The organism is Candidatus Megaera polyxenophila (assembly GCF_029982035.1).
In the GTDB taxonomy this organism is placed as follows: Bacteria; Pseudomonadota; Alphaproteobacteria; order Rickettsiales; family Rickettsiaceae; genus Megaera; species Megaera polyxenophila.
The window spans coordinates 1-23,117 of record NZ_CP104166.1; the positions used below are offsets into that span (position 1 = coordinate 1).

The 23,117-nt window shown below is 35.3% G+C and carries 15 protein-coding genes and 1 pseudogene; 4 read left to right on the forward strand and 12 right to left on the reverse strand.

What is annotated here, in order from left to right; all coding sequences use genetic code 11:
- Positions 1-102: 102 nt before the first annotated feature.
- The 9 genes and pseudogenes from N3Z16_RS00005 to N3Z16_RS00045 form a co-directional block, all read right to left on the reverse strand.
- The gene (locus N3Z16_RS00005; RefSeq protein ID WP_282486238.1) at positions 103-1,500 is read right to left on the reverse strand and encodes a sodium:solute symporter family protein; all 1,398 of its coding nucleotides are present in this window, start codon (positions 1,498-1,500) and stop codon (positions 103-105) included.
- Between the two features lie 232 nt (positions 1,501-1,732).
- Positions 1,733-2,862: pseudogene (locus N3Z16_RS00010) on the reverse strand (IS91 family transposase).
- Between the two features lie 73 nt (positions 2,863-2,935).
- Entirely contained in the window at positions 2,936-3,190 is a 255-nt protein-coding gene (locus tag N3Z16_RS00015; protein WP_282485543.1) for a hypothetical protein, read from the reverse strand.
- A 237-nt stretch (positions 3,191-3,427) separates the two neighbouring features.
- A complete protein-coding gene (locus tag N3Z16_RS00020; protein WP_282486240.1) occupies positions 3,428-4,585 on the reverse strand; it encodes an alpha/beta hydrolase family protein in 1,158 nt (385 codons plus the stop codon).
- A gap of 4 nt (positions 4,586-4,589) precedes the next feature.
- On the reverse strand, positions 4,590-5,375 hold the full coding sequence (locus N3Z16_RS00025) for an efflux RND transporter permease subunit (RefSeq protein ID WP_282486241.1): 786 nt from the start codon (positions 5,373-5,375) through the stop codon (positions 4,590-4,592).
- 5 nt (positions 5,376-5,380) lie between these two features.
- On the reverse strand, positions 5,381-7,624 hold the full coding sequence (locus N3Z16_RS00030; RefSeq protein ID WP_282486242.1) for an efflux RND transporter permease subunit: 2,244 nt from the start codon (positions 7,622-7,624) through the stop codon (positions 5,381-5,383).
- A gap of 12 nt (positions 7,625-7,636) precedes the next feature.
- Positions 7,637-8,734 carry an efflux RND transporter periplasmic adaptor subunit gene (locus N3Z16_RS00035; protein WP_282486243.1) on the reverse strand — a complete coding sequence of 366 codons (1,098 nt, stop codon included), beginning with the start codon at positions 8,732-8,734 and terminating at the stop codon, positions 7,637-7,639.
- 155 nt (positions 8,735-8,889) lie between these two features.
- Positions 8,890-10,656 carry a single-stranded-DNA-specific exonuclease RecJ gene (gene recJ, locus N3Z16_RS00040; protein WP_223939124.1) on the reverse strand — a complete coding sequence of 589 codons (1,767 nt, stop codon included), beginning with the start codon at positions 10,654-10,656 and terminating at the stop codon, positions 8,890-8,892.
- Between the two features lie 139 nt (positions 10,657-10,795).
- Positions 10,796-11,311, reverse strand: coding sequence for a YqgE/AlgH family protein (locus tag N3Z16_RS00045; RefSeq protein ID WP_282486245.1), 516 nt, complete (start codon positions 11,309-11,311; stop codon positions 10,796-10,798).
- A 130-nt stretch (positions 11,312-11,441) separates the two neighbouring features.
- On the opposite strand from N3Z16_RS00045, the gene N3Z16_RS00050 reads away from it, so the two are divergent.
- The 3 genes from N3Z16_RS00050 (at position 11,442) to N3Z16_RS00060 (ending at position 16,815) form a co-directional block, all read left to right on the forward strand.
- Complete coding sequence (locus N3Z16_RS00050; protein WP_282486246.1) at positions 11,442-13,106, forward strand: protein-disulfide reductase DsbD family protein; 1,665 nt, start codon at positions 11,442-11,444, stop codon at positions 13,104-13,106.
- Positions 13,107-13,219: 113 nt separating this feature from the next.
- Complete coding sequence (locus N3Z16_RS00055; protein ID WP_410519618.1) at positions 13,220-14,755, forward strand: acyl-CoA carboxylase subunit beta; 1,536 nt, start codon at positions 13,220-13,222, stop codon at positions 14,753-14,755.
- A gap of 59 nt (positions 14,756-14,814) precedes the next feature.
- Positions 14,815-16,815: an acetyl-CoA carboxylase biotin carboxylase subunit gene (locus N3Z16_RS00060; RefSeq protein WP_282486249.1), complete on the forward strand. Its 2,001-nt coding sequence runs from the start codon at positions 14,815-14,817 to the stop codon at positions 16,813-16,815.
- A 204-nt stretch (positions 16,816-17,019) separates the two neighbouring features.
- Here the strand turns inward: N3Z16_RS00060 and N3Z16_RS00065 are convergent, their stop codons facing one another.
- Complete coding sequence (locus N3Z16_RS00065) at positions 17,020-17,181, reverse strand: hypothetical protein (protein ID WP_223939129.1); 162 nt, start codon at positions 17,179-17,181, stop codon at positions 17,020-17,022.
- A 214-nt stretch (positions 17,182-17,395) separates the two neighbouring features.
- On the opposite strand from N3Z16_RS00065, the gene ppdK reads away from it, so the two are divergent.
- Positions 17,396-20,053: a pyruvate, phosphate dikinase gene (ppdK, locus tag N3Z16_RS00070; protein WP_282486251.1), complete on the forward strand. Its 2,658-nt coding sequence runs from the start codon at positions 17,396-17,398 to the stop codon at positions 20,051-20,053.
- Positions 20,054-20,059: 6 nt separating this feature from the next.
- Here the strand turns inward: ppdK and mutS are convergent, their stop codons facing one another.
- Positions 20,060-22,741 (reverse strand): DNA mismatch repair protein MutS, encoded by a 2,682-nt coding sequence (gene mutS, locus N3Z16_RS00075; protein WP_282486252.1) that lies wholly within the window; start codon positions 22,739-22,741, stop codon positions 20,060-20,062.
- A gap of 118 nt (positions 22,742-22,859) precedes the next feature.
- Complete coding sequence (locus N3Z16_RS00080) at positions 22,860-23,108, reverse strand: HU family DNA-binding protein (RefSeq protein ID WP_223939132.1); 249 nt, start codon at positions 23,106-23,108, stop codon at positions 22,860-22,862.
- Between the last annotated feature and the right edge of the window lie 9 nt (positions 23,109-23,117).

The window sequence follows — 23,117 nt, forward strand, 5'->3', positions numbered from 1 at the left end:
TAGTCCAAATAGGATGGATATATTTTAGCTACAAGCATCAGCGAGAAAGAATTTCTAGTACGTCGTAGGAAACTAATGACACGTCACCAAATACCGGTGTGGCTATATCGATTTTTCTTTGGAATAATAATACCTATGCATGACTACTAGGACAAGCCAGTTGGCAGCCATCGCTGGAACTATGTTATCTATAACTGTAATGTCAAGATAACTCCACAAAAGCACTACTGCTAGCCCTGCCCCCATTCCGTATAATACAGCTTTCTCGTAAGGTGTGCGGTAACTAAATATAGCCATGATAAAAGGCACTGTAACTATTGGCATGTAAAAACCAATAGTAAATATAATAAGTTTAAAGACTGTTGTATCTTTTAAGGATAATAACAGAGCAATAGTGCCAATAATAAGGGAAGTTATACGAGCTGCTAATAATTCATTTTTTACTTTAATATTAAGACTTCTTAAAAAATCATGACTAAATAAAATAGATGAAGAATTTATATAACTATCCGCAGTAGACATTGTCATAGCTATAACCCCTACTAACATCAACCCTTTATAGACTGGTATTAATTGGTCAAATATTAGAACTTTTATTATATCATCAGCAGATATATTAGGGGTTTTGGCTTCTATTACTAACACCAACCAAATTACAATTAAAAAAATAACAAAACATACTTGAGCACTTATAACAAAAGATCTTTTTGCTTGATCTACGTTCTTAGCCATGGATATTCTTTGAAAGACGGCACTATTAAAACCTGGAATTAAACAAATAAAGAATAAGGATAAGTTATTCCAGAAGCTTACTTTACTGGTATCAAAAATATTACCAAGATTATATTTTAGCTGGTTACTTAGAGCATTAACAACACTATTATAACTATCTGGTAAATTATTAAAGAAGTAATAAGTCATTATAGGGATAATAGACCCAAACGTTAAGAATTGAATCATATCTGTAAAAGTTACCGACTTAATACCACCCATAGTTGAATATAATATCACAACTGCTCCTATTAAAAAAATTCCCTGGAATTTAGATATGTTCAATAAATATTCAAATACCAGTCCAGCAACTTTGAATTGTATAGCTATAATGCCGCAAACACCTATAATTCCAGATATTGCAGTAATTAATCTTACTTTATTACCATAGAGTTCCCCCATCGCCTCAGCTATGGAAAGTTTACCTAAAAACTGACCCATACGGGGAATAAAAAAATACCCTATAACAAGAAAACAACTAATATAATCTGCTAATGATATAAAAATAAAAGAAAGGCCGTTAGTGTAAGTTTCTGTAATGACAGAAGAAAAAAAACCTCCCCCTATCCATGTAGAAACAATAGTAGCTACTATCGCTCCTGTACTAAAATTTCTATCTCCTATGGCATATTGGGTTATTGAGGTGATACCTTTACTTGATTTTAAGCCAAGGATTATATTAAGAATTAAAAAGGCAAAAAATATTATATGATCTACATTCCACACCATAAAATAGAAAAGAAATTATGTTATTTTATAGTATAGGAAATTCAAAATTTGCAACCAGAAAAATCATCAATCAGCTTTTTAAAAATTCGTTTAATAAATATGTAGTTACCAGCCACAATATTAGAAATTATCAACACTTTTACAAAAATCTCTGCCAGAATCTATCTAAAAATAGGTTCAGTTTTACAAATTATGTGGCCAAGACGTGAAAGAAGTGTTCGCCATAATGATGTTATCTAGGCGTTGATAATAATTCATTGGTTCTTATTAATAACAATGGCGGAGATAAACCGTAATAAACTTGCCGCAGATTCATACATTTATTGCAATTATAGCAAAACAGAGGATCTATTTTAAAATTCAACCAAATCATTAATCTCCAACTAATGAGCTTAGTTTTCTTATGAACGATTTGATTAATTGCCTTATATACGATAGGTAATTGTACGCCCCTAGTTCTATTAGATAAAAAACCGTAATACCTAATCATTCGAAAATAACGATCTGGTATATGCATAATCAGACTAGCTATGAACTGCATCACGGGCATAGTTATGCGATCAATTGTATTATTATAGTGATCAAGAAATTTAAACGTTACCTGCTTTCCGTCGTAATTTTCTATTCTTGTCTCGGAAATAGGGGGCGTTTTATATACCGCCCTAAATATTCTATGTTGCGTTTATGATCATCCGATGGTTTTTGTAAATAAACATACCAACTGATTTCGTATAAACTACTCATCCAGTTATTAAAATTCTCAGCATTTTGATATGCGGACGGCAACTTCAAATTACTTGAGATATATTGAAAGCGAAATAACTCAAGGACTCTATGTCTCCACATTTTTTTAATAGGTTCGGCAGGAAAAAATAATTTTTGCCACTTGCCTTTGCTATTTATACCGCCGCAAGTAACCGATAAATGGATATGAACATTGCGTTTTAAATCTCTACCGAAAGTGTGTAAGGCAGTAAATATACCAACCACAAGATTTTTCTTTGTAGCTATCTCCTTAATAATTCCTGCTGCAATACCGGAAATCAATCCAAACAGATCACGATTGAGCCAAAATATCGGCCATAAAGAGTCCGGCATTGTAAATGTAATGTGCTGCCATCGTGTTTTTGGTAGAACATTGCTAGCCTTACTCACCCATTGATCCGTTTGTTTCTTACCACAACGAGAACAAAACCTACCTTTACAGCTGAATGCTACCGATTTATTGCGGTTACAATCACGGCAGCTATAACGTTTAAATCCTAAATATTTCGTTCCACACGATATAACTTTAGTGACGTTGAAAATAATGCCGTATCTTAGCTTGCCGTATTTTTTAGCGAAATCGAGACCAATTACCACGGTCTAGAAAAATATGTTTTATAGATATTCCTTTACCGACTATTTCCATAAATTACTTATAGTTAATGTTTTCTTACCAAGGAATCTTTCTTCCTTTGCGTTCTAAATCAAATTCTTTACAATCAGGGCAATAGTAAACAGAATTATACTTATGATTGGGAGATATTTTTCGCAACATTATCCAGAAAGCCTTGGCTATTTCCTTATCTCCTTCGGAAAAAATCTTTTTGATCCTGCTGTAAGGAATTGCTTGCTCTTTAGAAATGGCCTTAAGAGTTTTTACCGCTAATTCATTGACCAAATGCTGCTCAGAGTGCAAGTTACTCATAACTCAATTATATATTATCTTATGTATGTCTAACATTCAGTCTTTATAACTCAAGTTAAAACAAATCAAATACCAGTATTATAATCCTCCATAAATATTTATCGGTCAAGGGTATCTTCTTTTAAGCTGCCACCGATAGGTGGCTTATCTTGTTACTCTACCTATGGTAGCGATTTTTGTAGGTTCTGCAACCTATATTTGTTATAAGGTTGCAATTTTTGGGAATGAATTATTTAGCTATAAAGCCAAGGTTTCATCAAGCCAATCAAAAACCCTTTGGTTATATAATGAGTGTGCGAGCATTTCGCAATGACCACCACTACCCTCCTCTTCAGAAAAATGAACTAGTTTTTTATTACTAACATTAAGGGCTTTATAAAGCGCAAGTGCTCCACTTGCTATAGGATCTCCTTCTGGCAAAGTGATTAAAGTAGGACAGCGAATATTTTGTACTATATGAGAAAGTTTAAAATTTGACATCGATTTAAAGAAATCTTCTAAACAATTTACATTAAGTGTCCAGAATCCTCTTCGTACTATCCGCCAATGAAGCATTTCATCTATATTTAGTAGACTAGAAATTTTATTAATCATTGCCGTATTTAAGGAATCCGCAGCATCCCATTGTCCTGGATCTGCTATTAAAGCAGCTATTCTGTGTTCATACGCAGCTGCTCGGGGAGCAAGGAATCCTCCAAAACTCCATCCAGCAAGAATTATTTTTTTCTGATCTATTTCTTTTCTAGTTAAAGCATAATCTATTACGGGTGTTACTACATTTTCCCAATCAGGCCTCAAATAGCTATTACCTCGAATAAGATTACGACCTTGGCCAGGACCATCGAATAACAAGCAATTGTACCCTCTTTTTAAAGCTGCGTCCGCATGTGCAAAATACATTTCTTGTATATTCGAATCATAACCATTCGTGTAAACAATTGTAGGACGAGCATTGCCCGAATCATCAACCTTAAGAAAATACGCAGGAAGAGTTGCTGATTCAAAAGGAATTTCGATTATTTCTATGGGGGTTTTAAAAAGCAACGCTGCTTTTTGGAATACTTGAACTTCTTTATTAAAAGCGCTAATCAATCTACTATCAACAGGATATCCAAATAATGGGAAATAAGCTGTATGATAATAATTTGAAGCCCGAAGATACGCCTCGTGCGCACTAATTCTATGGCCATTTTTGAGGCTTTTATCTCCTATCTTCTCAGCTCTGCTTGCGGTAGCTATCCATTCCTGATACCACTCATCAACATTACCATCAGCTATTTTTTTTATTGTAACTAAACATTCTCCAAAATCCGCTCCTCCGGTTGCTATATAGCACATAGCCCTTTGAGTAAAAGCTTGATAAAGTGCATTGTTACTGAGTTTTAACTCTAGCATAAATTTACTCGGTAACCTTAAACCACATACAATATAATGCCGGTAAGAATACTAAGGTAAGTACCGTTGCTACTGCAAGACCCCCCATTATTGCATAAGCCATTGGACCCCAAAATACTGTAGGAGCAATCGGGATCATTCCAAGAATTGCTGCCGCAGCAGTTAAAATTACTGGTCGAAAACGGTGAGTTGTAGCAGTTATCACAGCATCCCACCGAGACAGGCCATGAGCAATTTCAGTTTCTATTTGATCTATAACGATCACAGAGTTACGGGCAATCATCCCAACAAGAGCGATTATTCCTAAAATAGCCACAAACCCTAGAGGTTTATCAGCTATTAATAATATGGCAACTATCCCTATTAAGCCTAGAGGTACTACACTTAATACTAAAATAACACGTTGAATACTTTGTAATTGAATCATTAAAATGGTTATAACAATTGCTAGCATTAAAGGAACTACAGCTGCAACTGATGCCTGAGATTTAGCGCTTTCTTCAGTTGTTCCCCCTGTTTTAATTTGGTATCCGGCTGGTAATTTGCTGTTAAGCTCTAAAATTTTTGGACGGAGTTTTTCTACTACTGTCGCAGGTAAAGTATCCCCAGAAGTATCAGCTTGGACAGTAATAGTAGGTATACGATCCCTTCTCCAAATCAAAGGATATTCTTGTTCATATTCCATGGTAGCGACTTGCATTAACGGTACTTTATTACCGCTTGGAGTAGAAATCTGTAATGTGCTTAAACTATCTAAAGAAACTCTTTGTTCTGTTTCCGCCCGAATCAATACATCTATAAGTAAATACTATCACGTATCTGGGTAATTTTCATTCCTGAGACTACCGCATTTAATGCTCCCGCTAAATCTTCCGAGCTTAACCCAAGAAGTCTTGCTTCATCCTGATTAACTTTAATTCTTAATACTCGAGACGGCTCAATCCAGTCAAAATTAATATCCTGAACTTGTGATTCTGTTCCTAGTATTTCGGCAACTTGATAAGCTATTTTTCTTACTTGTTCTAGATCATGACCGCTTACCCTATATTGCAAAGGCCATCCTACTGGAGGTCCCATTTCAAGTGGCATGATTCTGCTATTTATATTTGAAAAATTTTCTTTAAATTCTTTTTGCAAGTAACTGCGTACCCGTTCTCGTGCCTCGATATTTTTTGTTACAATTACAGTTTGAGAATAAGACGGATTTGGTTGCGCTCCGTCTAGTGGCAAATAAAAACGAACCGCACCACGCCCTACATAAGAACTCCACCGCACAATGTCGGAGTTATTTTCTAATAATTTTTCTAGATTTGCCACGGCATTAGAAGTAGCAAAAATAGAAGAATTTTGTGGGAGTTGCATGTTTACTAGCAATTCTGGCCGATCAGAAGACGGGAAGAACTGATGAGAAACAAATTTCATACCTATAATTGATGAAATGAATAATGCTATTGTTATGAAAATAGTTTTCCTAGGAGAGCGCATAGCAGCTAACAAAACAACACGAAAAGGCTTTAGTAATCTACTTTCTTTTTGTTGATGATGCTCTAGTTTATCAGGAAGAATTATTAAGCCGATTAAGGGTGTAAATACTACTGCTACAAACCATGAGGCAATCAGGGCAATAGCAATTACTGCAAATAAAGAAAATACATATTCGCCAGCCGAGCTTTTAGCAAAACCGACTGGAATAAAAGCTACTACAGTAACCAAAGTGCCTGTAAGCATAGGAAAAGCAGTAGAGGTATAGGCAAAGGTAGCAGCACGTACCTTATCTAACCCTTCTTCAAGTTTTGTTACCATCATTTCAACAGTAATCATTGCATCGTCTACTAGTAACCCAAGCGCAATTATTAAGGCTCCTAGAGAAATTCTTTGAAGATCAATATGGCAAAATTCCATTACTATAAAGACTATAGTTAGTACCAATGGAATGGAACACGCAACTACTGCACCTGCACGTAAGCCAAGGCTTAAGAAACTTACGAAAAGAACAATTATGAATGCTTCTTCTAATGATTTTGTAAATTCCGCAATATTTTCTTCTACTACCATAGGCTGATTAGCAACCAAATGATATTCTATACCGATTGGTAAATCAGCACTAATTTTTTCCATTGCTGTCTTTACATTTTTTCCTAACGCTAGAATATCCCCGCCCGGGGTCATAGAAACGGCAAGACCTATAGCTTGTTTTCCATTAAATTTAAAGAAAGATTGAGGAGGGTCAATATAATCTCTTTTAATAGTAGCAATATCACTGAGCGGAAATAATTTACCGTTTATATTAATATTTATATTGCGTAAATCATCCTCTGATTGGAAACTTCCTGATACTCTTATTAATACGGTTTCATTTTCGGTCCGTACTGTACCAGCCGGTCTTACGGCATTTGTTGACTGTAACATCTTAATAAATTCTTGTGGCCTGATGCCAAGTCCGGCAAGCCTTCTGATGGAAAATTCGATGTAAATTTTTTCTTCTTGATTCCCTATAATATCTATTTTGGATATGTCAGGTATTTGCAATAGCTTAGACCTTACCTCCTCAATATAATCCATTAGTTCCCGCTCAGAAAAACCGTCTCGGGTAAAAGCATAAATAATCCCATAGGTATCACCAAATTCGTCATTAAAAAACGGTCCGACCACTCCTTGGGGTAAAGTAAGTGAAATGTCACCGATTTTTTTTCGAACCTGATACCAACTGTTTGGTACTTCCGAAGGAGGAGTAGAACCTTTTAAATTAATAAAAATAGTAGAAGAACCTGGAGTAGTAAAGCTACGGATATAATCGATGTTAGGTGTTTCCTGTAATTTTTTTTCTATCCGCTCGGTAACTTGATTCATAGTTTCATCAATAGTTGCACCGGGCCATTTTGTTTGAACCAACATGGTTTTTATTGCAAAAATAGGATCTTCATTCCGGCCAAGACGAGTATACGATAAGCTACCAACTATTATTAAAATACCCATTAGATACCATACGAGCTCACGATGGTTAATTGCCCATAGTGAGAGATTAAAGCGCTCTTTCATTACTTAAATCCTCTATTTCTCTAATATTTTAACCTGTTGTCCAGGATATAATGAATGCACCCCTGCAGTTACCACAAGTTCATCATTTTCTAGACCTTCAGCAATAATTACTGAATTTTGATTATAACCAATTATCTTGACGTCTCTTAAACTTACGGTATTATCACCAGGATTTACAACCCATACAGCCGGGCTGGAGTTAGATTTGTTTAGGGACATTACCGGCAATTCAATAGCTGACCCCTTATTTAAAGTAACACTACCGGTAACGGTTGAACCAAGTTTTAATGCTTCAGGCGGGTTTTTTAAACCTACCTTCACAGTAAATGTACGGCTTACCGAATCTGCTTGAGGAGATACTTCTCGAACGATGCCAGTTGTTTTTATACTTGGATCGTGGCTTAAAGATACCTCCACTGTTAGTTGATCATTAGAAGGTTTGCTTTGAAACAATTGTTCCGGTACATTAAATACTGCATCCTTTCCTTCGTTAGTTGCTATGCGCATAACAGCTTGACCAGCTCTTACTATTTCTCCTGCTTCTGCTTTAACGGCTGTGACTATACCGGCAGTATCTACCTTTAAATTAGTATATTCAACACGATTCTGAGCCTGACTTAAATTAGCCTCAGCACCTTCTACTTTAGCTTGGGCAGATTGTAATTGAGAAAGAGCATCTTCATATTTTGCATTGGTCACCACTCCTTTGCTGAGTAAGATTTTTTGCCTGCCTTCATTGCTGGTGGCCTGGTCTAAAGCTGCCTGCGCTGCATTAAGATTTGATTTGGCTGCAATAAGGTTATCTTTTACATCTTGTGGATCAAGACGAGCAACGATTTGGCCAGTAGTTACAAGATCCCCTACTGAAACCAGACGTTCTATTAATTTACCATCTATCCTAAAACTTAAGTCAATTTCATTTTTTGCGAGAATCTCTCCAGTTAAAGATAAGGACTGGCCGGCAATTTTATGCGCAACTTTAACCACTTGCACAGGACGTATTAGCTTTTCTTCTTCTTTTTTAGAAGTACCCCCTACAGATTTAATTACAATAACTACAATTACAAAAATAAGGGCAATACTTAAGGTATACTTATTGATTAGGCGCAAGCCAGGTTGAATTATTGGCATCTAAGTAATAAATTTTAATGATATAATAAACAAAGATAACACTGCGCAGTTGAATTTCATTTTATTTTTTTCATTAATTGCGATAATCAGCGATCATGTAAGAGGAAGCTGTAGCAGAATTATTACATTTGATATTAGGTAAAAGAATTTATGATCAAGTCTTTTATGTGCAGTTGTAGCATTTGTTTATTTTGCCAGTTATTTTCTTTTAGAATGCCAATTACTGATAAATTATAAGGTTTTCTTGATAAAATTACCTCTGCCAGCACCGTGTTAACAGAATTAAAAGCAATAGCACTTATTGATGTTAAAGAGGAAGAATCTCTGGTTGGAGCGAGCAAAACTTTAATGTGATTACCTCCTACAATATCAGCCTTTAGCACAAACAGATTGCTAAATTTAAAAACAGGTGATGGGTTACCATTGCCAAATGGCTCTAACTTATTGATTTCCTCAATTAAACTATTATTTATAGAGTTAGCAGTTAATTCTAAATCATAAAATTCTTCCAGGTGAGAAGTAGAATTTTTTAATATAGTTTTAAACCTGTCTTCTAAAAATTCCTGTAATATAGATAATTTATTTTCCTCAATACTAAAACCGGCAGCCATAGCATGTCCACCGCCCGCTATTAGCATCCCTTTTAGTTTTGCTTCCATTAAAGCTGAACCAAAATCGCATCCCTTAACAGACCTACATGAAGCCTTTCCTATTGAATCATTAACTGCCACCACGGCTACTGGCCTATTATATGTTTCTTTTAATCTACCGGCTACAATACCTATAACTCCCGGATGCCAACCATGGCCACTTACAAAAATCACTGTATTATTAGCCTGTAATTTTGCCAATTTATGAGCTTCTTCTAAAATCGTTAATTCTATTATTTTCCGGTTATTATTATGTATAGTTAGCTCTTCTGATATCTCCCTAGCCTTCTGAGGATTATTCGTGGAAAGAAGAGTTGCCCCTAAAGAGGAATTACCTACCCTACCTCCTGCATTAATCCTTGGGCCTAGTACAAACCCAAGGTGGTAACAATTAATCGCTTCATCTAATGCTGCGGTATCACATAAAGCAGCATACCCTATGTTTACTCTACTTCTTGCTATCTTTAAACCTTGTTTAACAAAAGCTCTATTTAATCCGGTCAGTGTCATAACGTCGCAAACCGTACCGAGGGCAACAATATCTAGTTGTTTGATTAAATCCGGATGTTTAATAGAATTATCCTCAAAAAATCCTTCCTTCCTAAGCGCCGAGCAAAATGCCACTGTAAATAAAAACGAAACCCCTACAGCTGCGAGGTTCTTATAATTACTTACCTCATCAATTCGGTTAGGGTTGATTACTGCTACCGCTTTAGGTAATTTATCTAAACTAATATGATGATCAATGACTATAACATCAAGACCTATCTCAGAAGCATAAAGCAAAGCTTCAAAAGCTACTGAACCACAATCAACGGTAATAAGTAACCTGTTACCGTTATCTTTGAGCTTTTGTATTGCAGACGAAGTGGGGCCATACCCTTCTTCTATCCTATCGGGTACATAAATTTCCACTTCTACCCCCAGTTCCCGAAAAACGTTTTTCAGTAAGGCGGAAGAAGTAGCCCCATCAACATCATAATCTGCAAATATACAAATTTTTTCGTTCTTCTTTATTGCTTGTATCACCCTTTCTACGCCCTTTTGCATATCGAGCAAATGAAAAGGATTCGGCAATAGTTTTTTTATTTTAGGGTCAAGAAAATCAAAAGCTTCTTCTGCTGAAGATACTCTGCTTGAGACTAGTTTTGCAAGAAAATCTCCGATTTGAAGCTCTCTGGAAATTCTGGTAACTAGATCTTCCTGAATCTTTACTGGTTGCCAGAATTTTCCCAAAACGGATTTTTGCATAAATTTAACAAATAGGTTATTCTGTAATGAGCAAGGTTAAATTTTGATGCGATATTTCAGCCGTAATAACTGCCATTATCCTACCAAGGATTATTATTACTGTCGAGAGAAATAAGTTATTGGTATAAAGAAAAACAAATTAACAACTAGCTAAGTACGGAACAAAATCTATTCCATCTATATTTAATTTAGCAAGAGCATTAGGCCATTTAGTAGTAGGATCATTACCAAAAATGAGATCATAATCCGGTTCTGATATTAGCCATAGGTTATTTTGAATTTCAAATTCTAGTTGACCTACTCCCCAACCGGTATAACCAATTGCAAACATGCTATGTTTAGGACCACTGCCGCTTGTTATGTCTTTCAGGATTTCAATATTTGAACTAACAGCTAATTCTGAATTTTCTAATTTAAATAAAAGGTTTTTGTTGTATTCTGCAGAGTGCAAAAAGAAACCTCTTTCAAGTTCGAGCGGCCCGCCAATATGAATCTTTAAATTTAATAGGTTCAGGTCGAGTTTAAATTCAGCTTTTTTAAATAAATTATTTACCGGAGGATTTTTAACTAGACGATTTACAAGAAAACCAACAGCTCCTTGATCCCCATGGTGTACCACATAAACAATGGATTGGTGAAATATATTATCCTCCATAGTATATGGGCTTGCTATGAGAATTTTGCCAGTTAAATTAGAAAAATCTTGGCTGATCATATAAATATTTGCAGATTATTACTTAATAAACATATAGTAATTATCCTAAGATATTTCAATAGTAATTTGAATGATTTGTAAACGATTAATATTAATATTAGCATGCTTTTTCTGCCAGATAAGCTGGGGGGCAGAGCAAGACAAAGAAACGAATTTTATCATAAATAAGGATTCTAACAAACTAACATTAGAGCTTGAAATACCTAAAAAACATATTATTTACTCAATTCACCCCGGGCCTACAGGATTGCCTACTAAAGTTGAACTCAAACGATCCTCTAATTTAAATAATTATAAGCTAATTTGGCCAGATCCTTTACTGGCAACCTCAGCAGCCGGAGAAAAAACATATTTTTATGAAAATCATCTTAAAGTACCGCTGTTAGTTGAAGCCCGTAATCCTAGAGAGGACATAGAGCTAGAATTTGATATAGAATATGTATTATGCAGTAACCAATGCGAGCTTAAGCAAGAACATCTTTCTACTGTAATCAGTCCAGAAGATTTAAAGGATAATTCTCAACTTGCGAGCATTTTTAATGTTTTTTGGATTATGTCAATTGCAGTTCTTGGCGGTTTCATTTTAAATTTTATGCCTTGTGTGTTACCGGTATTATCCCTAAAGGTTATAAATTTTATAAGGCATCCCAATTTAAATAGGAAAAAAGCTTCATTATTTACCATATTCGGTATATTAAGCAGTTTTTGGGGACTAGCTTTTATAGCAATCATTTTTAAAAGCACCGGTAAATATTTTAGCCTCGGATTAAACTTTCAAGAGCCCACTTTTGTCATTGCTTTAACTATAATTATAACCTTTTTTATTAGTGTATCATTAGATCGGGTAGTATTTAAATTTCCTGAACCTGTCAATAATTTTTTGTTAAGCATTAAACTTCAAGGCCAATATATTGAACATTATTTTAGTGGAGTAATTGCAACTATTTTATCTACACCTTGTACCGCCCCTTTTCTTGGCACTGCTTTGTTTTTTAGTTTTCAGCAAAGTAATTTATTTATATTTTTTACATTTACTTTTATAGGTTTAGGTTTTTCTACGCCCTATATATTGATGCTTATCTTCCCTAAAGCTTTAAAATTTCTTCCCACATCTGGTAAATGGATGAATAATTTAAAATTAATATTAGCTACTTCGTTAATAGGAACGATAATTTGGTTACTTTATATCCTAGAAGCGCAAATAAATTTAAGGGCGGTAGTAATTTTATTTCTGTTGCTACTGTTAATTAAGTTTACCTTGGAAAATAATATATATTTTTTGAAATATCCTCTAATAAAGTTAATTATCCTCTTTATATTAGTGATTTTCAGTTTTTTATTGCCTAAATATAGTTATCTTGAGGATAAAAATTATCAAGAAAAAGTTAATAGTTTATGGCAAAAATTTGAACCTGAAAAAATTGATTCTTTAGTTAAAAGTGGAAAAATAGTTTTTGTTGATATTACGGCTGATTGGTGTATCACCTGTAAATACAATAAATATCTCGTGTTTTCTAGGGACAAAACCATTAAAACACTTTCTGATACTCAAATAATAGCAATGCGTGGGGATTTTACTAATTATGATCTTCAAATACATGATTTTTTATCAAAAAGAAAAATACCTGGTATACCTTATAATGTAATATTTAGCCAAAAATTTCCGGATGGTTTGGAACTTCCGGTTCTTCTTTCCATTAAGGAAATTGAAGATGGCGTAAAACAAGCGAGGTAAGTTTTCTAAACTAAATTGCCTCAAACAAAAAAAATCTATCTTTTAAAAAATTTTTCTTTATACTTCGGGCAAACAGGTTTTTGAAATATATTTAGTCCAGACTTATGAGTAAAATGACCTTTCAAAATCAACAGATTCTTGACGAAAAAAGAAGTCAAGCTCGTTTTGGCGGTGGAGCTGAGCGTATTCTGCAACAACATCAAAAAGGCAAATTAACGGCAAGAGAACGGATAGAAGTATTATTAGATCCTGATAGTTTTCAAGAAACAGGAATGTTTGTTGAACACCGTTGCGATAATTTTGGGATGAAAGATAAAAAATTTGCTGGTGATGGGGTTGTTACTGGCCATGGTACTATCAACGGACGCCTAATATTTGTATATAGCCAGGATTTTACTGTTTTTGGCGGTTCACTTGGTGAATACCATGCTAAAAAAATATGTAATTTAATTGATGCAGCATTAGAAGTCGGCGCTCCGGTCATCGGTATTAATGATTCCGGCGGAGCTAGAATACAGGAAGGAGTTGATTCACTTGGTGGATATGGTGAGTTATTTCATCGAAATACTCTTGCTTCCGGTGTTATTCCACAAATTACCCTTGTAATGGGACCGTGTGCAGGCGGGGCTGTTTATTCCCCTGCCCTAACTGATTTTGTGTTTATGGTAAGGGGATCTTCTTACATGTTTGTAACAGGTCCTGATGTTATAAAAACTGTAACAGGAGAAGAAGTAACGCAGGAAAAATTGGGTGGAGCTAGAATGCACACAACCCAATCCGGCGTTGCTGATCTTGGATTTAAAAACGATGTTGAACTTCTTTTGGAAACAAGGAGATTTATAAATTTCCTACCACTGTCAAATCGGTCTGCTCTCCCTTTAAGACCTACTAGTGACCCTGCAGATAGGGTAGATATGTCGCTCAATACATTAGTGCCTGATAATGCTAATAAGTCTTATGACATGAAAGAGCTTATCCAAAGAATAGTGGATGAAGGCGATTTTTTTGAATTACAACCCGATTATGCTAAAAATATTATAATTGGTTTTGGGTATATGGAAGGTAGCCCTGTAGGGTTTGTCGCAAACCAGCCTCTTCATCTGGCGGGGTGTTTAGATATAAATGCCTCTAGAAAAGCTGCTCGTTTTGTTAGGTTCTGTGATGCTTTTAGCATACCGATAGTGACATTAGTAGATGTTCCTGGTTTCCTTCCAGGAGTCGAGCAAGAAACAAGTGGTATAATCAAACACGGAGCAAAACTGCTTTATGCATACGCAGAGGCTACTGTCCCTAAAATTACCGTTATTACTCGAAAAGCTTATGGGGGGGCCTATATTGTTATGAATTCAAAACACCTACGTGGTGATAATAATTATGCCTGGATTAACTCAGAAATTGCAGTTATGGGAGCTGAAGGTGCAGCAGAGGTTATTTTTAGGCAAGAATGCAAAGATCCTGATAGAAAGAAGGAAATAATAGCCAACTATAAAGAAACTATTACATCGCCTTTTGTCGCTGCTTCAAGAGGTTATCTTGATGATATTATCAAGCCTCAAAATACTAGATGGAGGATATGCAAATCTTTAAAATATTTACGCACTAAGTCGGTAAACAAGCCATGGAAGAAACACGATAATTTACCATTGTAAATATTTGTTAAGAATTTTAAACAGCCTTTAAATATAGATAAAGACTTGAAAATTAGTTTATGACCGAAAAACCATTATTTGAAAAAGTCCTTGTTGCCAATCGCGGTGAAATTGCCCTCAGGATCATGAAAACTCTCCAGAAAATGGGAATAAAATCTGTAGCAGTTTACTCGGAAGCAGACACCAATGCTCAACATGTACAATATGCAGATGAAGCTTATTACATAGGTAATTCACCGGCAACAGAAAGTTACTTATCAATAAAAAACATTATTACGGCAATTAGAGAAAGTGGTGCTGATGCTGTTCACCCGGGATATGGGTTTCTAGCTGAAAATGCAAATTTTGCCAATGTTTTAAAAAGAGAAGGTGTTACTTTAATAGGGCCAAGTGCCAAAGTAATCAAGATTATGGGCGATAAAATTGAGGCTAAAAAAATTGCCGTCGCTTCTGGTGTTAGTACAGTCCCAGGTTATATGGGTACTATTAATGACGTAGAACAAGCTATAAAAATTGCTGAGCAAATAGGATTTCCCGTAATAATAAAAGCAGCTGCAGGCGGCGGCGGTCGTGGTATGCGGGTAGTAAAAAACTCCCAAGAAATGGCAAAGGCTTACCAGTCTGCGAAGTTTGAAGCCCAAAATAGCTTTAGCGATGCTAGGGTTTTTATTGAAAAATTAATTGTTGCTCCTCGCCATATTGAAATACAGCTTTTAGCGGATCAATATGGAAATGCCGTTTGCCTTGGAGAAAGGGAATGTTCAATTCAGCGTTATCACCAAAAAGTCATAGAAGAAGCTCCTAGTTCTTTTGTTGACGAAGTAACAAGACAGAAAATGTATGCTGAAGTGATCGCTTTGGCTAAGAAAGTGGGCTACTATTCAGCTGGTACGGTTGAATTTATGATGGATAAAGAGAAGAACTATTATTTTCTTGAAATGAATACCCGTCTGCAGGTAGAGCATCCGGTTACTGAACTAATTACTGGCTACGATATAGTAGAACAAATGATTAGAATAGCAGCAGGGGAAAAGCTTTCTTTTGAGCAAAAAGATGTAAAAATGACCGGTTGGGCTATTGAGTCAAGAATTTGCGCCGAAGACCCATCACGTGGGTTTTTACCCTCTAGTGGTAGGATATTAGACTATAAGCTTCCACCTAAAAACCCCAATATTAGAATTGATAGCGGTATTGGTTCAGGAGGTAAAGTTAGTATGTTTTATGATGCAATGATAGCAAAATTATGCACTTATGGTGAAACACGGCAAGCAGCAATAGAGCTTATGAGCGAGTCACTAAGCTCATTTGTCATTCAGGGTATATCGCACAATATTAGTTTCTTAGAAGCGCTAATTAATCATCCCAAATTTATATCAGGAGATATTCATACCGGATTTATTGATGAAGAGTATCCAGGGGGTTTTTCAGGTGCGACTCTTACGCCAGGTATAAGTGAAGTATTTTTGGCAACAGCGATTTACATATCTCTAACAGAACAAAGGAGAGCTTCTTCTATTGGAGGTCAAATTACAGATCAAGCCCATAAAATAGGGACTAGATGGATTGTTTCTATTGATAAAGATCAATATCCTATAATGATCAAACAGGTAACAGACGGCTATAATATCAGATATGGAACAAGCAGGATTACTATTCGCAGTAATTGGACTTTAGGAACTCATCTTTTTACAGCAATTATTAATGGTCAAAAAGTTAATGTTAAAATAGTCGATATTCCCACCGGTTATAGACTTACCCATTCTGGTATTACAGTAAATACCTATGTTCGTTCTCCTAGGATGTCAGAACTGGAAGCTCTTATGCCGGTGCGGGATGAGACTGAAGATTCGGTAGAGCTATCAGCACCACTTGCCGGTCAGATAATAGCTATAAACGTTAAAGCTGGAGACGAAGTAGCAATAGGTCAAGATTTAATAGTTCTTACTGCTATGAAAATGGAAAACATAATTACTGCTGAGCGCAAAGGTAAAATTGCTAAGGTATTGGTACAAGAATTGGAAAATGTTATAAGTGGCCAGGTGTTGTTAGAGTTTGAGTAAAAAATAACTTTAAAATATATATAGCCATTTAGGAATCTTATCACCTAAAAACTTCCATAGATTTTTAGAACTGTTCTTGCTTTTAAAATTTCAGATTATCCTAAACTTAAGACGGTACACCATTCGTTAGATTATTACAAAAACGAGTGGTGAGGTGATACAGCAATAGTATAATTTATTTTCTATTCCCGTTTTTATCTAGTTTTAGCTACCCGCCTCTTCGGAATGGGAAACACTTTCTCCCATAAAAGATGATTCTGAAGCAGAACTTAAGCTACCAGTAGACAAAGTACTAGAGATTAAAGAACTGAAACTTTCGCTAGAAGAGGAACTCGATCTATCAGAATAGAAAAAACTCTTTGACATAAAAAAACTATTTTTATTGTTAATAAATACATAGCAAAATATAATAAATTGCCAGCAAACTTTATTAAAATAAATTAGCTGTAAAATTAATGAGCTTTACCTCAACTTTTAAAAAGTTATTTCTAAAAAACTTGATAGTGCTTGAAAAAAAATAGTAGCTAAGCTATATAACTCTTAGGGTTGATTATCCTCATTTCAATTTAGAAAATTTCTTATGAATAAGCTTATATATCATTTTGGTCCTGGAAATAATGAGGGAGACGCCAGCATGAAAGATAAGCTTGGCGGCAAAGGAGCTAACCTTGCCGAAATGTCGAATCTTGGTCTTCCGATTCCTCCAGGCTTTACGATTGCAACTGACATGTGTTCTTATTACTACTCTCATGGAAATAAACTAACGGCTGATTTTGAAGCAGAACTTCTGCAAGCAATTCATAAGTTAGAAAAAGAGACGGGAAAAGTTTTTGGTTCTAAAGAAAACCCTTTATTAGTTTCTGTCCGTTCTGGAGCTAAAATTTCCATGCCAGGTATGATGGATACAATTTTAAATTTGGGAATGAACGATGAAGTAGCAGAAAGCCTTGCGAAGATAACCTCTAACCCTCGATTTGCTTACGATAGCTATCGAAGATTTATTCAAATGTACGGATCTGTGGTACTGGAAATCCCTGCTTATATTTTTGAAGATACCTATGATAATCATAAAATTAATCATAATATCCACAATGATTCTGAAGTAACTACGGAAATACTGAAAGCGGTAATTCAAGATTATAAAAAGAACATTCATAGGTTAACCGGAAAAGAATTCGAGAGCAATTTAACCGAGCAACTTATAAAGGCCATTGAAGCTGTTTTAAAATCATGGATGAGCCCAAGAGCCATACATTACAGAAAAATCAATAATATTAACGAGCAGGAAATTTTAGGTACAGCAGTTAATATCCAATCAATGGTTTTTGGTAATAAAGGAAATAACTCTGCTACGGGAGTAGTATTCACTAGATCCCCTGCTGATGGTGAGAGAAAAATATTCGGTGAATTTTTGATAAATGCCCAAGGGGAAGATGTTGTAGCTGGCACTCGAACCCCCCAGCCAATATTGGCGAAAGAGGAAAAAGATGGTACTTCCATGCAGGAATTAATGCAAAAAGCTTACGAAGAATTACTATCAATTTGTGCTAAACTTGAAAGCCATTATGGTGACATGCAAGATATTGAATTTACTATAGAAGAAGGAAAACTTTATATTTTGCAAACCAGAAAAGGTAAAAGATCTGCAGCCGCAGCTGTTAAAATTGCTGTTGATATGGTAAATGAAGGAATTTTAACAAAAGAAGCCGCCCTCCTTCGCATAGAACCAGAATCACTAAACCAGCTCCTCCATACTGGTATTGACTATTCTGCTAAACCGGAAATTATTGCTCAAGGCCTAGCAGCTTCTCCAGGCGCAGCAACAGGTATAGCAGTTTTTTCCCCTTATGATGCTGAAGAACTGGCCCATCATCACAAAGTGATTCTAGTCAGGAACGATACAAGTCCGGAAGATATCAAAGGTATGCACGTAGCAAAAGGCATTATTACCGCTCGGGGCGGGATGACCTCGCATGCAGCGGTAGTAGCACGGGGAATGGGAAGACCATGTGTTTGTGGGGTAAAAGGTCTTACTGTCAACGAAAAAGATAAATATTTCATTACTAGTAGTGGACAGAAAGTTCACCAAGGTGAAGTCATAACCTTAGACGGTTCTACCGGTAAAATTATGGTCGGTACTGTTAACCTTATTGAACCACAGTTCTCTCCTGAGTTTGAGACTATTTTAAAATGGGCAGATTCAATAAAAAACCTACAGGTAAGAGCTAACGCAGAAACAGTTATTGATGCAAGCATGGCTATTAAATTTGGTGCAGTAGGAATCGGCCTTTGTAGAACCGAACATATGTTTTTTGATGCAGAAAAAATTCCTTTGGTTAGGGAGATGATAATTGCTCAGGATTATGAGCATAGAATGAAAGCAATTGCTAAATTAAAACCTTTGCAAACAGCTGATTTTAAAGAATTATTTTCAATTTTAGGTAATATGCCTCTCAATATCAGGTTGCTTGACCCGCCATTACATGAATTCTTACCGACCATAGATCAAGATAAGGAAAATTTGGCAAGAATCTTGGAGGTATCTAAGTCAGTTATTGATCACCGTTTACACGTATTGCATGAAATTAATCCGATGCTTGGGCATAGAGGTTGTAGACTTGGTATCACCTACCCTGAGATATACAGCATGCAAGTAGAAGCTATATTAGAGGCAATGTGGCAAGTCTACTCTGAGCAAGGATTAAGATCTAATCTTGAATTGATGATTCCTTTGATAAGTAACTTTAAAGAATTAGAGATTATTAAAAAACTAATCAGCAAAACCATCAATGAGATAGAAAAAAAATACTCTCATAAATTTAGTATAAAAATTGGAACAATGATTGAGCTACCAAGAGCTGCTCTTACCGCCGATAAAATTTCACCATTAGTTGATTATTTCAGTTTCGGCACAAATGACCTAACCCAAACTACTCTTGGTATTTCACGGGATGATACAGGCTCATTTTTGGGTGATTATATAGAGCAGAAAATTTTTAATCATGATCCCTTTATCACCATAGATGAAGAAGGGGTAGGATTTTTGGTCCACACTGCAATTGAAAAAGGTAAAAAAACAAATAATACTTTAAGCTTCGGTGTTTGTGGTGAGCATGCCGGTGATCCACAATCAATTGATTTTTTCCATAAAGCCGGGGTTGATTATATATCCTGTTCTCCTTTTAGAGTGCCGATTGCAAGAGTTGCTGCTGCTAGAAGTAAAATCATTAATCAGTAACCTTCTTTATGGAAAAGTAGGAGCTTGGTTTTTAATGAGTAAATTTTTTAATTTATATAAAATATCTAAAGCTTCTTTTGGTGATAATTCATTAGGATCTATTTGACCGCAGAAATCATATATTTCCTTATATTTATTGATTTCTTTATTTTCTAGCTCGAATAGGTTTAAATTTTGTGATTCTCCTCTACAAGCTTCTTTGTTAGATTTTTTTGCTTCTTTTTCAAACCTCAAAAGCAATTGATTAGCTCGCCTGATTACCGAAATTGGAAGTCCGGCCATTTGTGCAACATGCACACCATAAGAACGATCCGCAAAACCTTTGATAATTTTATGAAGAAATAGTATTTTTCCATCATTATCGCTGATGGAAATAGTATAATTAACAAGAGCAGGAAATATATCGCTTAAACTTGTTAATTCGTGATAATGGGTAGCAAATAGACACCGTGCTTTAATTTTATCATGAATATATTCAAGTACTGACCATGCTATAGCCACGCCGTCATAAGTGGAGGTACCCCTCCCTACTTCATCTAAAATTACCAGAGACTTATTTGTACTTTGCGATAATATCGCCGAGGTTTCAAGCATTTCCACCATAAAGGTAGATTGCCCCTTTGTTAAATCATCCCCTGCTCCGACTCTGCTAAATATTTTATCTACTACTCCTATTGTAGCACTAACCGCAGGTACAAAACTTCCTATATGCGCTAAGATTGCTATAATAGCATTTTGACGCAAAAAGGTACTCTTTCCAGCCATATTCGGCCCGGTAACTAACCAAATTCTCTCATTTTCATTTAAGTTGCAGTCATTTTTAGTAAATGATTCGTTATTAGATTTTAAAAACCTTTCGACCACAGGATGCCTACCGCCTCGGACTTCAAAATTGGTTTCAGTAGTCAAAATAGGGAGGCAATATTCAAATTCCTCTGCTATATAAGCAAAATTTAAAAATACGTCTAACCTATTTAGGGCCGTTGCTAATAAAATCAATTGTGAGGTATTGGCAATAACTGCTTTACATATATCGCTATAAATTTCTTTCTCGAGCCCAACTAACATTGCTTTTGCATTAAGCATTTTGCTTTCAAGTTCTTGTAATTCTTCAGTAGTATAACGAATAGAATTAGCTGTTGTCTGCCTATGAATAAATTTTTTATCCGTAATTTTACCGCTATGTCTTGCTGTAATATCGATAAATAACCCTACAACATTATTATTTGAAATCTTTAGGCTATCTATGCCGGTTTCTTGTCTATATTTATCTCTTAACTTATCAATATGTACCCTACCATTACTAATTAAATCCTGTAACTCCTTGATTTTGGCGTGAAAAGTTGGTTTTATTATATCCCCTTCGCTGATAATATTTGGAGCATCATCCCTTATGGACTCACTAATTAAATCGGCAGTTTCTGAATTTCCTAGCAATGGAGCAACTAGTTTTTCTATATTTTCCGGTAAATTAAAACCATTATTTACTACAAAACTGGCCCTTATTTCTTCAGCTATTAAAATTGTATCCCTTATGCTAAGTAAATCTTTTGGCGAGCTTCTTTGCATCTGAATCCGAGTAAGGGAACGTTCTACATCAGAAGTTTTAGGCAATATTTTTCTGATATTATGAGTTAATTGGATATTTTTAAAAAAAAATTCAGTTACGGCTAGCCTTGCGTTAATTTTTTTTATTTCAAGCAGAGGAGAACTTAAATATTCATATAATAACCTCGCTCCCCCTTTAGTAAGAGTATGATTAATAGTATGGAACAGGCTACCTTTAATACCGCCGCTTAAGGAAGAAGTAATTTCTAGGTTACGACGTGTTCCAGAATCAATAATCATGAATTTTTTAGAATTCAATATTTTGGGGAAAGGTAATTTTGGTAAATTACTTTTTTGAGTTAAAGATATATACTCAAGAACACTACCTATTGCACTTATCTGGTTATTATTAAGCTCACCAATTGCTTCAGCTGAAGCAATATTGTAATAACCCTCTATGATTTTTCTACATTTTTTCTCAGCAAAAAAACTATCTACTTGGAAAGAAATACGAATATTCAAAGCTGTTTCGATGTTTGAGCTTAAAATTTCTGACCGGGATTTATCACTAAGTAGAACCTCGCTAGGTTTTATTCTGGTAATTTCATTGATTATTTGATCAGGCGGAATATCTACGACAAAAATTTTAGAAGTCGATAGGTCAAGATAGCAAATAGCACTATTATTTTTTTCTATTACAATGCTTGCCAGGTAATTCGGCTTATTACTGTCTAATAGCGATTCCTCAATTAACGTACCAGGAGTTATGATCCTGCTAACCTCACGTCTAACAACAGCTTTATATCCTCCACGTTTTCGTGCTTCTTCAGGAGTTTCCATTTGTTCGCAAATAGCTACTTTAAAGCCTTCCTCAAGCAGCTTGTTCAGGTAATTCTCAAGAGCATGAAAAGGCACACCGCACATTGGTATTTCATCGTCGCCAGTTTTACCTCTTCTAGTAAGAGCGAGCCCAAGAATCTTAGCAGCTACTGTAGCATCTTCGTAGAATAATTCATAAAAATCACCCATACGAAATAACAACATACATTCAAGATTGGCAAATCTTATGTCCAGGTATTGTTGCATAACCTGCGTAGCAGCAGCGTAATTATATTTTTTCTGGAATTCTGTAATATCCATAGTATAAACTTTGCAATTTGCTAAAACTGATAAATTTGGCTTTAATTTGGCGCTACAATAGCAATAAAATCAAATTTTATCATTAATAAAATGCTAAAGTAAATGACCTAATAATTATTTACTTTAGAGAGTCTTGAACATTTTTGGACATTCGAAAATAAATTGTATTATATTTCCTTTCCTGACCGGTGTACCTTTTTTCCCTTATTGACATACTGCCTAGCCCTCGAATTTCAATGCGATTCTTTTTACTTAATTCATCTTTTATATATTCAAGAACAGAACCAACGGCTATATAAGCATCTTCTTCTGACAAATAAGTAAGTTTGTTTCTAATCTTTTCTATTAAAGTTTTTTTTGTAGCCATAATTTTCCA